We start from the raw sequence: 13,766 nt of genomic DNA, 5'->3' as shown, positions 1-13,766 counted from the left end.
GCTTGAAATTCTTCCCACCATCCCCATTTCACTCTCAACAATTGATCAACCCCGATTCTGTTGAGGTAGCAATGACCATGAAAGGACAAGAGACGCGTGGCTTCCAGTCAGAGGTAAAACAACTTCTGCACCTGATGATCCATTCCCTCTATTCAAACAAAGAGATTTTCCTGCGTGAACTGATCTCCAACGCCTCCGATGCGGCTGACAAGCTGCGCTTCCGCGCACTGTCGACGCCGGATCTGTATGAAGGCGATGGCGACCTGCGCGTGCGTATCTCGGTCGACAAGGAAAAACGCACGCTGACGCTGAGCGATAACGGCATCGGGATGCGCCGTGATGAGGTGATTGAAAACCTCGGCACCATCGCGAAATCCGGCACCAAAGCGTTTCTGGAATCGATGGGTTCCGATCAGGCAAAAGACAGCCAACTGATCGGCCAGTTCGGCGTCGGTTTCTACTCGGCGTTTATCGTGGCTGACAAAGTGACGGTACGCACCCGTGCTGCGGGCGCCAAAGCCGACGAAGGCGTGTTCTGGGAATCCGCCGGCGAAGGCGAGTATACGCTGGCGGAGATTGAGAAAGCCGATCGCGGCACCGAAATTACGCTGCACTTCCGTGAAGGCGAAGATGACTTCCTCGACGCGTGGCGCGTGCGCAACGTGATCAGCAAATATTCCGATCACATCGCGCTGCCGGTGGAGATCGAGACCAAAGACGAAGAGAACGATACCGTCACCTGGGAGAAGATCAACAAAGCCCAGGCGCTGTGGACGCGCAACAAAGGCGAAATCAGCGACGAAGAGTACAACGAGTTCTACAAACACATCGCCCATGATTTCAGCGATCCGGCCATCTGGAGCCACAACCGCGTCGAAGGTAAGCAGGAGTACACCAGCCTGCTGTACATCCCGTCGCGTGCGCCGTTCGACATGTGGAACCGCGACAGCAAGCACGGTCTGAAACTGTACGTGCAGCGTGTCTTCATCATGGATGACGCGGAACAGTTCATGCCCAACTACCTGCGCTTTGTGCGTGGCCTGATTGATTCCAGCGATCTGCCGCTCAACGTTTCCCGTGAGATCCTGCAGGACAGCCGCGTCACGCAGAGCCTGCGCGCCGCGCTGACCAAACGCAGCTTGCAAATGCTGGAAAAACTGGCCAAAGACGACGCAGAGAAATATCAGCAGTTCTGGAAAGAGTTCGGTCTGGTGCTGAAAGAGGGCCCGGCGGAAGATCATGCCAACCAGGAGGCGATTGCTAAACTGCTGCGTTTCGCCACCACCCAGAGCGAAGGCGCGGCGCAAACCGTTTCGCTGGAAGATTACGTTAGCCGCATGGTTGAAGGGCAGGAGAAGATTTACTACATCACTGCCGACAGCTATGCCGCCGCGAAAAGCAGCCCGCATCTGGAGCTGTTCCGTAAGAAAGGCATCGAGGTCCTGCTGCTGTCCGATCGTATCGACGAGTGGATGATGAGCTACCTCACTGAGTTCGATGGCAAAGCGTTCCAGTCGGTGAGCAAAGCGGATGAGTCGCTGAGCAAGCTGGCGGACGAAGAGACGGAAGCGCAGAAGGAAGCGGAAAAAGCGCTGGAGCCGTTCGTCGATCGCGTGAAAACCTTGCTGGGCGAGCGCGTCAAAGAGGTGCGCCTGACCCATCGCCTCACCGACACGCCGGCGATTGTCACCACCGACGCCAACGAAATGACCACGCAGATGGCGAAGCTGTTCGCTGCAGCCGGTCAGGATGTGCCGGAAGTGAAGTACATCTTTGAGATCAACCCGGAGCATACGCTGGTGAAACGCGTGGCTGATACGCAGGATGAAGCGCGCTTTGCGGAGTGGGTTGAACTGTTGCTGGATCAGGCGCTGCTGGCTGAGCGCGGCACGCTGGACGATCCTAACCAGTTTATCCGCCGCATGAATCAGTTGCTGACGGCGTAACGCGGTGCGGTAATCGAAACGGTCGGCATAAAGGTACGACCGGGCACATGGGTAACAGATCAGACCGGGCACACAGGTAACACTTTTTGTGGTCAGTCGATCCGGATAATACGCTTTTCTGCCCGGTCATAATACGCAAGGATGAGCCTGTCGAAGAGGATGACGTCAATGCCGTCGTCCACTTCCAGGAACCGCACGTACTCGCCCCGTAACGCTGCGCTCAGGAAGGTCCGCCCGTTCAGCCTCAGGTCGCCTTTTTCACCGACTTTGTACAGCTTCGCCCCCTCCGGATAACCCACCTCCGGCACTTTTCCGTTCCATTTCCGCGGTGAAGGCGTCCATATTTTTGCGGGCGGCTGCTGCCCGTGCGCCTCATGCGGCTTTTCCTGATTGAACTCGTTCCGCCATCCGCTGCACCACGCCTGCTGCTCTGGCAGCGAGCCAAAGACGTCGTGATGGCTCATGGCGACCTTCAGCGACCGGTGCATCCGCTCGTGGCGGGCGTTCTGCCCCGGACAGCCCGGCGCGGTTCTTTCCGGCTGTATCCCCAGTTTTATCAGCCACACGCTCAGCTGCGTCAGCGCGAGGATGCCCGGCGCAACGAAGGGCGAGCCGTTGTCGGTGCGGATAACGTCGGGCAGCCCGCCTTCCAGGAAGGCCTTTTCCATGCAGCCGCGCACGAACACCGTGGTCTCCGACGTGCCCGGCTCGCAGGACAGCAGGTAGCGGCTGTGGTTATCGGTGAGCGTGAAGGGGCGGCACCAGCTGCCGTCTTTCAGGCGGAAGCGCCCTTTAAAATCAGCGCTCCAGACGTGGTTATTCCTCACGGGTGTCGTGAGACTGCGCAGGTTGCCCGGCGTTCGCTTACGCGGCGTCCGCGGCTGCACCATTCCCGCCGCCTTCAGCAGGTCGCCGATGGTGCTGGCGGCGGGCACGATGAAGTCAGCGCCGTTGCTGAGGAACCAGTGGCGGATTTTTTTTGGCCCCCAGTCGGGGTGCTGCTGGCGGAACTGAACAAGGCGCGCGGCGATGTCGGGGGCGATTTTATCGGGCTGGAGATGGCGGGCGCGGGAGAGATTTTCAAGCGAGGAGAGCTCGCCGGGGTTAAAGCGGCTGAGCCACTTGTAGCCGGTTTTGCGGCTGATGCCGTGGCGGTGACACAGCTGCGTCATGGATTCCCCGCCTGCCTGGCAGGCGAGGATGAATTCAAGGCGTTGCATGGTAACAGTCTCAGTCCAGGGCATAGTGAGTCTCCTCTGCTATGCCGTTTATAACTGTTACCCATGTGCCCGGTCTAAAGTGTTACCCATGTGGCCGGTTTGTACCTAAATGCCGACCCTACAGGTTACCTGTCACCGATTCGACAACTGTCCACTCTCTGTAGGGTCGTCATTAATGACGACCTTTTTTATTTATGCCGCCCTTGCTTACTTCAGCGCTTCATCCCGCAGCCAATCCCGGAACAACGTAATCTCCGCATCGTGCTGGCGTGACCGCTTGGTCATCATCCAGGTGGCACGGTCGGCGCGCACAAACCCCAGCGGCGCAATCAGCGTGCCGTCGTTCAGCTCCTGACGCACCAGCAGGCGCGGCGCCACAATCACGCCCAGCCCGTTTCTCGCGGCCTGAATCGCCAGCGTCAGATTATCGAAATGTTTGCCCAGCCAAAAATTACCGCGCACGCCGCTGATCTTCGCCCATTCGGCCCAGGCCTGCAGGCGGGTATCGGCGTGCAAAAGCGGCAGCGACGCCAGATCCTGCTCGCTGTGAAAACGCGCCGCGTACTGTGGGGCGCACAGCGGGCCAACGTAATCATCGCTGATGAGCGAGGCATCTATGTCGTCGTCCGGCGCCTGTTCATAACTGAGGATCAGCACATCGGTGTGTTCGCTGCGCAGCTGAGCAATCTCGCCCTGCGGCTGAAATTGCACTTCAATATCGGGATAGCGCTGGTAAAAGCTGCTGATGCGCGGAATCAGCCACTGGGATAAAAAACTTGGGGTACAGGCGACGCTCAGATGATTGCGCATCCCGGTGCGAATACTTACGCAGGTGGTAGAGAGTTCGCTAAAGGCTTTCTGGCAGCTCACCAGCAGACGTTCGCCGTGAGAGGTTAAGCGCACGCGCCCGTTAGTGCGGATGAACAGGGGTTTGCCCATCCAGCTCTCCAGCTGGCGAATCTGATGGCTGATGGCGCTGTGGGTGACATGGAGACATTCGGCCGCGACGCTAAAGCTGCAATGCAGCGCCGCCTGATGAAAATAGTGCAGTGCACGTAACGACGGAAGCGCGGTCATACTCATCCCCTGTGTAAAAACCTAACAGGGATTGTCAGTTTATATCATTTTAATGTCCAGCCGCATTAACCTAACCTTTCCTGCTTAATCTGGCGGGTTGACGGACCGGCTTCGCTGTGTACACCAGCGGCGATGTCCGCTGCCAGCGCCAGCTTCACACAGCAGAATAACCAAGAGAAATGTCACGTGATGACTTCACAACAGGCTACTGCCAGGGCGGCGGCGCGCGATCGGCTGCGCGGCTTGCTGTCCCGTCACTATCGGCTGGAAAATTACGATCTGTTTTTTGCCCCTTCACTGCACATCGCGCGCGTGCTGCTCTCGCAACTGTTTCTGCGCCAGGAGCAGGCGCGCAATCAGACGCGCTACGCCGCGCAATATCCGGTCAGCGAACTCAGCGTGCTGCCGGCCCTGCCGATGATGGCGGGCAATATCGCGCTGGTCGATCACGTCGATATGCAGCAGGGCCGGGTGCGCAATCTGAACGCCTGCCAGAGCCAGGGCGTGACGCACGCGTCCGGCTCCTTCGCCAGCGTATTGCATAAACGACTCATCAGCGAGGCACGACTGTTTGTCACCCAGCTGAATCAGCATGCGATGCTGAGCGACGATCTGGTGCTGATTGCGCTGCGTACTCATGATTTTAGTACGCTGGTGCGCAGCGAACTGCGGCTGTTCGAACAGGGACTGGCGCTGGGTGACGCGCCGGAACGCGCGCTGGAGTGCATGGCGCAGGACGAATGGCAACCCTTCAACGTTGCCAGTGTCGATAGCCTGACGCTGGATACGCCGTTCACGCTGCAGTCGATTCACCAGCCCGGCCTGCCGTTTGCGCTGCTGCCCTTGCCGCCCGGCAGTGCGCTGCCAGCGTTGCCCGCGGATATGCAGCTGCTGCCCGCGCCGCATCGCCTGTTTTTGCCGGTCAGCGTACGCGGCAACGGCAATAAGCCGCAGAACGTCACCGCTGCGCTAAAAAAACGGCTGCGCGAGGTGCTCAGAGACAGCCGAAATTCTTAAAAACACGCCTGCTACTGGCGCACCGCGCTAAAGCAGGTCAAAGTAAGCCTTTCAGCGCCCGGGGGCCCGTTGCCTTGTGGTGTGCGGGTCATAATGGTATGTTCTTGGCCTTCTCAGATTGATCAATGCGATTCGCAAGGGGAATTACGCAATGCGTATTATTCTGCTCGGGGCACCGGGCGCAGGTAAGGGCACTCAGGCTCAATTCATCATGGAGAAATACGGTATTCCGCAGATCTCCACGGGCGACATGTTGCGTGCGGCTGTTAAAGCCGGCACCGAATTGGGCCAGCAGGCGAAAGCCATCATGGATGCCGGTAAACTGGTAACGGACGAGCTGGTGATTGCGCTGGTTAAAGAGCGTATCGCGCAGGAAGACTGCAAAAACGGCTTCCTGCTCGATGGTTTCCCACGCACCATTCCGCAGGCTGACGCCATGAAAGAGGCGGGCATCAAGGTGGATTACGTGCTCGAGTTCGCCGTACCGGACGAACTGATTGTCGATCGCATTGTCGGCCGTCGCGTGCATGCGCCGTCAGGCCGCGTTTACCACATCAAATACAATCCGCCAAAAGTGGAAGGTAAAGATGACGTGACCGGCGAAGAGCTGACCACGCGTAAAGATGACCAGGAAGAGACCGTGCGTAAGCGTCTGGTGGAATACCATCAGCTGACCGCGCCGCTGATTGCTTACTACAGCAAAGAAGCCGAAGCCGGTAACACCGAATACCACAAAATCGACGGCACCCGCCAGGTGACCGAAGTGAGTGCACAGCTGGCCGATATCCTCGGCTAAGTGGTGACCAGGGCCGGTTGTCCGGCCCTTTTGCAGCAATTGCTTTCCCCCTCCGCTTTTTCCGCTACAATTTCCCCCGATTCAGAACCATTGTCTGCGACATCAAGGAAATACAATGAGGCAAGATAAGCCTGGGGTTTTACTGGTTAACTTAGGTACACCAGACGCACCGACCACCGCGGCGGTGAAACGCTATCTGAAACAGTTCCTCGGCGATCCGCGCGTGGTGGATACGCCGCGCTGGCTGTGGTGGCCGATTCTCAATTTCATCATTCTGCCGTTCCGCTCGCCGCGCGTCTCGAAGCTGTACGCATCGGTGTGGATGGACGAAGGTTCCCCGCTGATGGTGTTCAGCAAGCGGCAGCGTGCCGCGCTGGCGCAGCGGCTGGATATGCCGGTAGAGCTGGGCATGAGTTACGGCCAGCCGAGCCTCAACGGTGCGGTTGAGCGTCTGCTGGCGCAGGGTGTCACCAAATTCATCGTGCTGCCGCTCTATCCGCAGTTCTCCTGCTCCACGGTGGCGGCAGTGTGGGATGGCCTGGCGGCCAGCTTTAAACCGCTGCGTTCCCTGCCGGAAGTAGCGTTTATCCGCGATTACGCCGAACATCCGGCCTATATCGCCGCGCTGAAGGCCTCGGTGGAGCGCTCGTTTGCCCAACACGGCGAGCCGGATCTGCTGGTGCTCTCTTACCACGGCATTCCGCAACGCTTCGCCAATGAAGGCGACGACTATCCGCTGCGCTGCAAAGACACCACCGACGCCCTGGCCGCCGCGCTCGGCATTGCGCCGCATAAAATCATGATGACCTTCCAGTCGCGCTTTGGCCGCGAGCCATGGCTGATGCCGTACACGGATGAGACCATGAAAAGCCTGCCGGCCAAAGGGATCAAACATGTGCAGGTGATGAGTCCGGGCTTTGCGGCGGACTGCCTCGAGACGCTGGAGGAGATCAGCGGCGAAAACTGCGAAATCTTCCTGCACGCTGGCGGCGAGAAATTTGAATACATTCCGGCGCTTAATGCGGATGATGAGCACATCGAGATGATGGTGCAGCTGGTACAAGCGCGCCGCTAAGGGTGCGGCAGAGAATGTGATATCATTCTCTGCCTGATTTTCCCTGACGGCAGCTTTCATGAAATTTCCCGGCAAACGCAAATCCAAACACTATTTTCCCGTCAACGCGCGCGATCCGCTGCTGCAGGCTTCCCAGCAGGAGCAGGAAGAGGGCAGCTGGGTGGTGGGTATCGACCAGACGCTGGTGGATATCGAAGCCAAAGTCGATGACGACTTCCTGCAGCGCTATGGCCTGAGCGCCGGTCATTCGCTGGTCATCGACGATGCGACCGCCGAAGCGCTGTATAACGAGCTGATGCGCGAGCAGCTGATCAGCCACCAGTTTGCCGGCGGTACCATCGGTAATACGCTGCACAACTACTCGGTGCTGGCTGATGACCGTTCGGTGCTGCTCGGCGTGATGTGTAACAACATCCAGATTGGCGGTTACGCCTATCGCTACCTGTGCAATACCTCCAGCCGCATGGACCTTAACTTCCTGCAGGGCGTCGATGGCGCCATTGGCCGCTGCTTTACCCTGATCGGTGAGCAGGGCGAGCGGACTTTTGCTATCAGCCCTGGCCTGATGAACCAGCTGCAGGCCGCCAGTATTCCGGAAGAGGTGATTGCCGGTGCGTCGGCGCTGGTGCTGACATCCTACCTGGTGCGCTGTCAGCCGGGCGAACCGATGCCGGAAGCGACGCTGCGGGCCATTGAGTTCGCCAAAAAGCACAATGTACCGGTGGTGCTGACGCTCGGTACCAAATATGTGATTCAGGATAACCCGCAGTTCTGGCGCGATTTCCTGCGCGAACACGTCTCGATTGTGGCGATGAATGAAGAGGAAGCGTTCGCGCTGACCGGCGAAGCGGATCCGCTGCTGGCCTCCAACATGGCGCTGGACTGGGTCGATCTGGTGCTGTGCACCGCCGGACCGACCGGGCTGTATATGGCCGGGTTCACCGAAGACGCCTTTAAGCGCAAAACCAATCATCCGCTGTTGCCGGGGGCGATTGCCGAGTTCAACCAGTTTGAGTTCAGCCGCGCCATGCGTCATCAGGATTGCCAGCAGCCGCTGCGGATCTTCTCGCACATTGCGCCTTACATGGGCGGTCCGGAGAAGATCATGAACACCAACGGTGCCGGTGATGGCGCGCTGGCGGCGCTGCTGCACGATATTACCGCCAACAATTTCCACCGTCAGAAAGTGCCAAACTCCAGCAAACACGCCCGCGAATACCTGACCTACTCGTCGCTGGCGCAGGTGTGCAAATATGCCAACCGCGTCAGTTATCAGGTGCTGAACCAGCACTCCCCGCGTCTGACGCGCGGACTGCCGGAGCGGGAAGACAGTTTAGAAGAGTCTTACTGGGACAGGTAATAACGGCGGGTTGACCAGCGATCCGTCATGGATGACTGCGCTGTGTAAAGCGGTGCGCATGAATGTGTGATGGATATCTGCGCTGTGCGAAACGATGCGCATGAATGCGTGATGGATATCTGCGCTTTGCGAAACGGTGCGCATGAATGCGCACCCTACATGGGTCTCCATGGCGGCGCATCCTATGGTAGGGTCGCCATTCATGGCGACCTGGCAAATTAATAACGTCTTAAATCGGGCACTCGCGCACAATCGGGTTTTGCGCGATCTCTTCCTGCAATACATGCAACATACTGTTGGCAATCTCCCGCTCGCCCATTACCACGCGATTGGCGCCACGCTCCATGATATAGGCCACTTCGTCGTCGTAATGCGCCCGGGCGATAATCTCAATATCTGCCCGCTTTTCGCGCGCGGCGGTAACAATTTCCCCGGCTTCATAGCCGTTGGGGATGGTCAGGAGCAGCCAGCGCGCGCAGTCAAGACGCGCTAAATCCATGGTATCGACTCGCGCCGCGTTGCCCAGCACGGCTTTGATGCCCTGTTCGCGCAGCGCTTCGACGCGCGGGCGCGAATTCTCCACCACCACCAGCGGCACATCAGCTTCCATCAGCTGCTGTCCCAGCAGGCTGCCGACGCGGCCATAACCCACAATCACCGCATGATTGCAGATATCCACCGGAATCTGCTTCTCTTCTTCAATTGCCTCTTCCAGCGTCTGCTCTTCCATGGTCTCGGTTTTATCGAGGTAGCGCTCCAGCACGGTAAACAGAATCGGGTTAAGCATGATGGAGAGAATCGCCGCCGCCAGCACCAGGTTGCGACCTTCATCGCTCAGCATACCGAGCGAAATCCCCAGTCCGGCGAGGATAAAAGCGAATTCGCCAATCTGCGCCAGGCTGACGGAGATGGTCAGCGCGGTGCGCCGTGAGTGGCCGAGCAGCGTGACCAGCAGCCAGGCGGCAATCGATTTACCCAGCACGATAATGGCCAGCGCACCCAGCACCGCCAGCGGCTGCTCCAGCAGGATCATCGGGTCGAAAAGCATGCCGACCGAGACAAAAAACAGCACGGCAAACGCATCGCGCAGCGGCAGCGTGTCGTGTGCCGCCCGGTGGCTGAGCTCTGATTCATTCAGCACCATGCCGGCAAAAAAGGCGCCGAGGGCAAAGGAAACATCAAAGAATTCCACCGCGCCAAACGCGATACCCAGCGCCAGCGCCAGTACCGACAGCGTAAACAGCTCGCGTGAACCGGTGGCGGCGCTTTTGGCCAGAATCCACGGCACCACGCGGCGGCCGACCACCATCATCAGCACCATAAAGGCAGCGACTTTGCCGATGGTCAGTAACAGGTCCCACGCCAGCAGCGTCGGGCTGGCATTTCCCTGCTCCAGCATGCCGGCGATGGCCGGCAGCAGCACCAGCGTCAGCACCATCACCAGGTCTTCGACGATCAGCCAGCCGATGGCGATTTGCCCGCGCTGGCTATCAATCAGTTGACGCTCTTCCAGCGCGCGCAGCAGCACCACGGTACTGGCGGTAGAGAGACACAGGCCAAACACCAGACCGGTCATCCATGACCAGCCCATCGCCCATGACAGACCCATTCCCAGCAGCGTGGCGACCGCGATCTGCGCGATGGCACCGGGAATGGCAATCGACTTTACCGACATCAAATCCTTTAGCGAGAAGTGCAGACCGACGCCGAACATCAGCAGAATAACGCCGAGTTCAGCCAGTTCGGGGGCCAGATTGGTATCCGCGACGAAGCCCGGGGTAAAAGGACCCGCCAGCACGCCGGCCAGCAGATAGCCGACCAGCGGCGAGATGCGCAGGCGATTCGCCAGCATACCAAGGAGAAATGCGAGGACCAGACCTCCGACAATGGTGGTGATCAACGGGGTAGTGTGATGCATGCCTGTCTCCTTGTGTGCAAATGTATCCGCTTGTAACAACCTAGTGTAATGCACAATCGTTCGCCGCGTTTAAACATTTGAGCGGTGAAAGACGAAAAAATTGAAAAAATGAGACAAAAACGCAGCCGAAGCGCTATTTTCCTCAGTTATCTCAGCATATCGGCAGGATTTATGCAGAATGGAGGGGGGCAGAGAAAAATAGTTGCCCCCCGAAAGGGCTCAGCGCTGCTGCTGATCAGGTAAGAAAGCGGTCAACAGGCCAATAAGTGGCAGCCAGGCGCAGATTTGATACACCCATTCAATACTGGTGTGGTCGGCTACTACGCCCAGGACCGCCGCGCCGAGGCCGCCCATGCCAAAAGCAAAACCGAAAAACAGCCCGGAAACCATGCCGATACGCCCGGGCAGCAGCTCCTGGGCATAGACCAGAATGGCGGAAAACGCCGAGGCCAGGATCAGGCCAATAATTACGCTCAGCACGCTGGTCCACATCAGGCTGGCGTGCGGTAACAGCAGGGTAAATGGCGCCACGCCGAGAATCGATCCCCAGATGACATATTTCCGCCCGATTTTATCGCCTATCGGCCCACCGATAATGGTGCCGGCGGCGACCGCACCCAAAAAGGCAAACAGATGGAACTGCGAGGCCTGCACGGACAGCCCGAATTTGTGCATCAGATAGAAGGTGTAATAGCTGCTCAGGCTGGTGAGGTAAAAGTACTTGGAGAAAATCAGCAGCAGCAGAATGCCGATGGCCAGCGCCACTTTATTGCGCGGCAGGGGGTTGCGCGGCCTGCTGGCAGCGCTGGCCTGCGTGGCGCGCTGCTGGTGGCTGTACCAGCGGCTCACCTGCAGCAGCACAATGATGCCGAGCAGCGCGGCCAGCATGAACCAGCTGAGATGGCCTTTGCCATAGGGCGCGACGATGATGGCGGCCAGCAGCGGCCCGAGTGCGCTGCCAAAGTTACCACCGACCTGAAACAGCGACTGAGCCAGCCCGTGGCGGCCGCCGGAGGCCATGCGCGCCACGCGCGACGATTCCGGATGGAACACCGATGAGCCGCAGCCAACCAGCGCCGCGGCCAGCAGCACCTGCGGATAAGTGCTGGCAAAGGTCAGCAGCACCAGACCGAACAGGGTAAAGCCCATCCCGACCGGCAGTGACCAGGGTTTCGGATATTTGTCGGTGTAATAGCCAATCAGCGGTTGTAATAATGAGGCCGTAACCTGATACGTCAGCGTAATCAAACCAATTTGCACAAAGCTGAGGCTGAAATCTTTCTGCAGCAGCGGGTAGATCGCCAGTAACAGCGATTGCAGCATATCGTTCAGCAGATGCGCGAGACTGATCGCACCAAGAATGCCAAAAGCGGTACGCCCGGTGCGCCGCGTCGGGGTTAACGTCTGTTCACTTGCCATAAAGATCCTGAAGGGGTGGGAATTTCGTTATCAGATTGTTACGTCATGCATGACTGTATTCGCCTTTGGCCTTGAGTTAAAGGGCGAACTGTGCGACACAGAAGGGCGAAAAAGCACATCCGGCGCACCGCCCGGTAAAAAACGCAGAATAAGGAGATCGGCTTTGTTGTTATCACCGCACAGAGGGCGCTGGCTGGCGCTGATTATGCTGCTGTTGCCGCTGCTGGCGCAGGCGTGGCAGCCGGACCGCAGCTACCGTTTCAGCATTTTGCACACCAACGATCATCACGGCCACTTCTGGGCCAATGCGCAGGGTGAATATGGTCTGGCCGCGCAAAAAACGCTAATGGATCAGCAGCGGTATGATGTGCAGGCGAAGGGCGGCGGCGCGCTAATTCTGTCGGCGGGCGACGTCAACACCGGCGTGCCGGAATCGGATGTGCTGAACGCCGAGCCGGACATTCGCGGCATGAACCTCATCGGCTATGACGCGATGGCACTCGGTAACCACGAATTCGACAAACCGCTCAGCGTGCTGCAGAAGCAGCAGAAATGGGCGAAGTTTCCTTTTCTTGCCGCCAACATTTATGCCAAAGGCAGCGATAAGCGCCTGTTTAAGCCATGGGCGATATTCAATCGTATGGGGCTGAAAATTGCGGTGATCGGCCTGACCACCACTGACACGCTGCGCATCGCCAATCCGCAGAACGTAGCGCAGATAGAGATTCGCGATCCGGTGAAAGAGACGGAAAAAGCGGTGGCGGAACTGCGCGCCAGCGACAAGCCGGATGTAATTATCGCGCTGACGCACATGGGCCACTACGACGACGGGCAGCATGGCAGCAACGCACCGGGCGATGTGGAGCTGGCGCGCAGCCTGCCGCCGGGCACGGTTAACGTGATCGTCGGCGGCCATTCGCACGATGCAGTGTGCATGGCAAAAGAGAACGTCAGCGTAGCGGATTATCAGCCCGGACAGCCGTGCCAGCCGGATCGCCAGAACGGCGTGTGGATCGTGCAGGCAAAAGAGTGGGGGAAATTTGTCGGTCGCGGCGATTTCACCTTCCGCAACGGTGAGCTGACGCTGGATAACTATCAGCTGATTCCGGTCAACCTTAAGCACAAGGTGAAAAACCTTGATGGCAGCGAAACGTGGCTGCCGTATCAGGAAGCGATAGCGCAGAACGGCGCGATGATGAAGCTGCTGACGCCGTATCAGCTGCGTGCCGGCAAGCAGCTGGCGGTCAAGGTGGGCAGCAGCGACAGCGTGTTTGATGGCGACCGCAGCAAGGTGCGCTTTGAACAAATGCCGCTGGCTCAGCTGATTCTGCGTGCGCAGATGGCGGCCACTCAGGCCGACTTTGCTGTTATCAGCGGCGGCGGTATTCGTACCTCGCTGGCGCAGGGCGAGATCAGCTGGCGCGATCTGTTGCAGATCCAGCCGTTTGGCAATCAGGTGGTGTCCGTGACGCTGCCGGGCAAAGAGCTGCTGAACTACCTGGCGACGGTGGCGAATATCAAAGCCGATTCCGGTGGTTTCGCGCAGTTCAGCAACATCAGCCTGGTGGCCGATGGCAAAAGCGTCAGCGCAGTGAAAATCAATGGCGAGCCGCTGCAGCTGGATAAAACCTATCGCATGGCCACCAACAGCTTTAACGCCAGCGGCGGCGACGGCTACCCGGTGATTGATGGCCATGCTGGTTTCCGCAACAGCGGCCTGCGTGATGCCGAGGTGCTGCGCAGCTATGTCAGTCAGCACTCACCGCTGCGCGTCGCCGATTATGCGCCACCGCAGATTGTGCACCTGACACCGCAGCAGGTTGAGGAGCGCGACAAAGCGCTGGAGAAGCAAAAGAAGCGCAGCTATCCGCAGATGATCCTGGCGTGGATCTGGCCGCGCGCGGCGCACGAGTGACAAAACGGGCGGCACTTCAGCCG

Annotated in this window: 10 protein-coding genes; 6 read left to right on the top strand and 4 right to left on the bottom strand. The window is 58.7% G+C overall.

All coding sequences use genetic code 11. From position 1 onward, the window contains the following. Positions 1 to 77: 77 nt before the first annotated feature. On the top strand, positions 78 to 1,946 hold the full coding sequence (gene htpG / locus C1N60_RS14980) for a molecular chaperone HtpG (protein ID WP_185749251.1): 1,869 nt from the start codon (positions 78 to 80) through the stop codon (positions 1,944 to 1,946). 92 nt (positions 1,947 to 2,038) lie between these two features. Here the strand turns inward: htpG and C1N60_RS14975 are convergent, their stop codons facing one another. After that, positions 2,039 to 3,166, bottom strand: coding sequence for a DDE-type integrase/transposase/recombinase (locus tag C1N60_RS14975; protein ID WP_196368259.1), 1,128 nt, complete (start codon positions 3,164 to 3,166; stop codon positions 2,039 to 2,041). A 207-nt stretch (positions 3,167 to 3,373) separates the two neighbouring features. Beyond that, positions 3,374 to 4,243 carry a LysR substrate-binding domain-containing protein gene (locus C1N60_RS14970; protein ID WP_058769402.1) on the bottom strand — a complete coding sequence of 290 codons (870 nt, stop codon included), beginning with the start codon at positions 4,241 to 4,243 and terminating at the stop codon, positions 3,374 to 3,376. A 189-nt stretch (positions 4,244 to 4,432) separates the two neighbouring features. Between C1N60_RS14970 and C1N60_RS14965 the strand changes: the two genes are divergently transcribed. From C1N60_RS14965 to C1N60_RS14950, 4 genes are all read left to right on the top strand, one after another. Continuing rightward, positions 4,433 to 5,260 carry a DUF6024 family protein gene (locus tag C1N60_RS14965; RefSeq protein WP_150360930.1) on the top strand — a complete coding sequence of 276 codons (828 nt, stop codon included), beginning with the start codon at positions 4,433 to 4,435 and terminating at the stop codon, positions 5,258 to 5,260. Between the two features lie 151 nt (positions 5,261 to 5,411). Continuing rightward, the gene (adk, locus tag C1N60_RS14960; RefSeq protein ID WP_021507222.1) at positions 5,412 to 6,056 is read left to right on the top strand and encodes an adenylate kinase; all 645 of its coding nucleotides are present in this window, start codon (positions 5,412 to 5,414) and stop codon (positions 6,054 to 6,056) included. Positions 6,057 to 6,171: 115 nt separating this feature from the next. Continuing rightward, positions 6,172 to 7,131, top strand: coding sequence for a ferrochelatase (hemH, locus tag C1N60_RS14955; RefSeq protein WP_021507223.1), 960 nt, complete (start codon positions 6,172 to 6,174; stop codon positions 7,129 to 7,131). A 58-nt stretch (positions 7,132 to 7,189) separates the two neighbouring features. Continuing rightward, positions 7,190 to 8,491 carry an inosine/guanosine kinase gene (locus tag C1N60_RS14950; RefSeq protein ID WP_260641438.1) on the top strand — a complete coding sequence of 434 codons (1,302 nt, stop codon included), beginning with the start codon at positions 7,190 to 7,192 and terminating at the stop codon, positions 8,489 to 8,491. A gap of 229 nt (positions 8,492 to 8,720) precedes the next feature. Here the strand turns inward: C1N60_RS14950 and ybaL are convergent, their stop codons facing one another. Next, positions 8,721 to 10,409, bottom strand: coding sequence for a YbaL family putative K(+) efflux transporter (ybaL, locus tag C1N60_RS14945; protein WP_021508650.1), 1,689 nt, complete (start codon positions 10,407 to 10,409; stop codon positions 8,721 to 8,723). 219 nt (positions 10,410 to 10,628) lie between these two features. Continuing rightward, the gene (locus C1N60_RS14940) at positions 10,629 to 11,828 is read right to left on the bottom strand and encodes an MFS transporter (protein WP_058769404.1); all 1,200 of its coding nucleotides are present in this window, start codon (positions 11,826 to 11,828) and stop codon (positions 10,629 to 10,631) included. Between the two features lie 163 nt (positions 11,829 to 11,991). On the opposite strand from C1N60_RS14940, the gene ushA reads away from it, so the two are divergent. Next, complete coding sequence (gene ushA, locus C1N60_RS14935; protein WP_394521051.1) at positions 11,992 to 13,743, top strand: bifunctional UDP-sugar hydrolase/5'-nucleotidase UshA; 1,752 nt, start codon at positions 11,992 to 11,994, stop codon at positions 13,741 to 13,743. Positions 13,744 to 13,766: the final 23 nt, after the last annotated feature.

This window comes from Pantoea sp. SGAir0184 (genome assembly GCF_043544755.1).
The sequence above is the reverse complement of the archived record's forward strand: the minus strand, read 5'-3'. Positions and strand labels throughout refer to the sequence as shown.

Coding starts and splice junctions, on each gene's coding strand:
- ybaL (WP_021508650.1), bottom strand. CDS start 10,409: ATGCATCACACTACCCCGTTGATCACCACCATTGTCGGAGGTCTGGTC.
- adk (WP_021507222.1), top strand. CDS start 5,412: ATGCGTATTATTCTGCTCGGGGCACCGGGCGCAGGTAAGGGCACTCAG.
- C1N60_RS14965 (WP_150360930.1), top strand. CDS start 4,433: ATGACTTCACAACAGGCTACTGCCAGGGCGGCGGCGCGCGATCGGCTG.
- C1N60_RS14950 (WP_260641438.1), top strand. CDS start 7,190: ATGAAATTTCCCGGCAAACGCAAATCCAAACACTATTTTCCCGTCAAC.
- C1N60_RS14975 (WP_196368259.1), bottom strand. CDS start 3,166: ATGCAACGCCTTGAATTCATCCTCGCCTGCCAGGCAGGCGGGGAATCC.
- C1N60_RS14940 (WP_058769404.1), bottom strand. CDS start 11,828: ATGGCAAGTGAACAGACGTTAACCCCGACGCGGCGCACCGGGCGTACC.
- hemH (WP_021507223.1), top strand. CDS start 6,172: ATGAGGCAAGATAAGCCTGGGGTTTTACTGGTTAACTTAGGTACACCA.
- C1N60_RS14970 (WP_058769402.1), bottom strand. CDS start 4,243: ATGACCGCGCTTCCGTCGTTACGTGCACTGCACTATTTTCATCAGGCG.
- htpG (WP_185749251.1), top strand. CDS start 78: ATGAAAGGACAAGAGACGCGTGGCTTCCAGTCAGAGGTAAAACAACTT.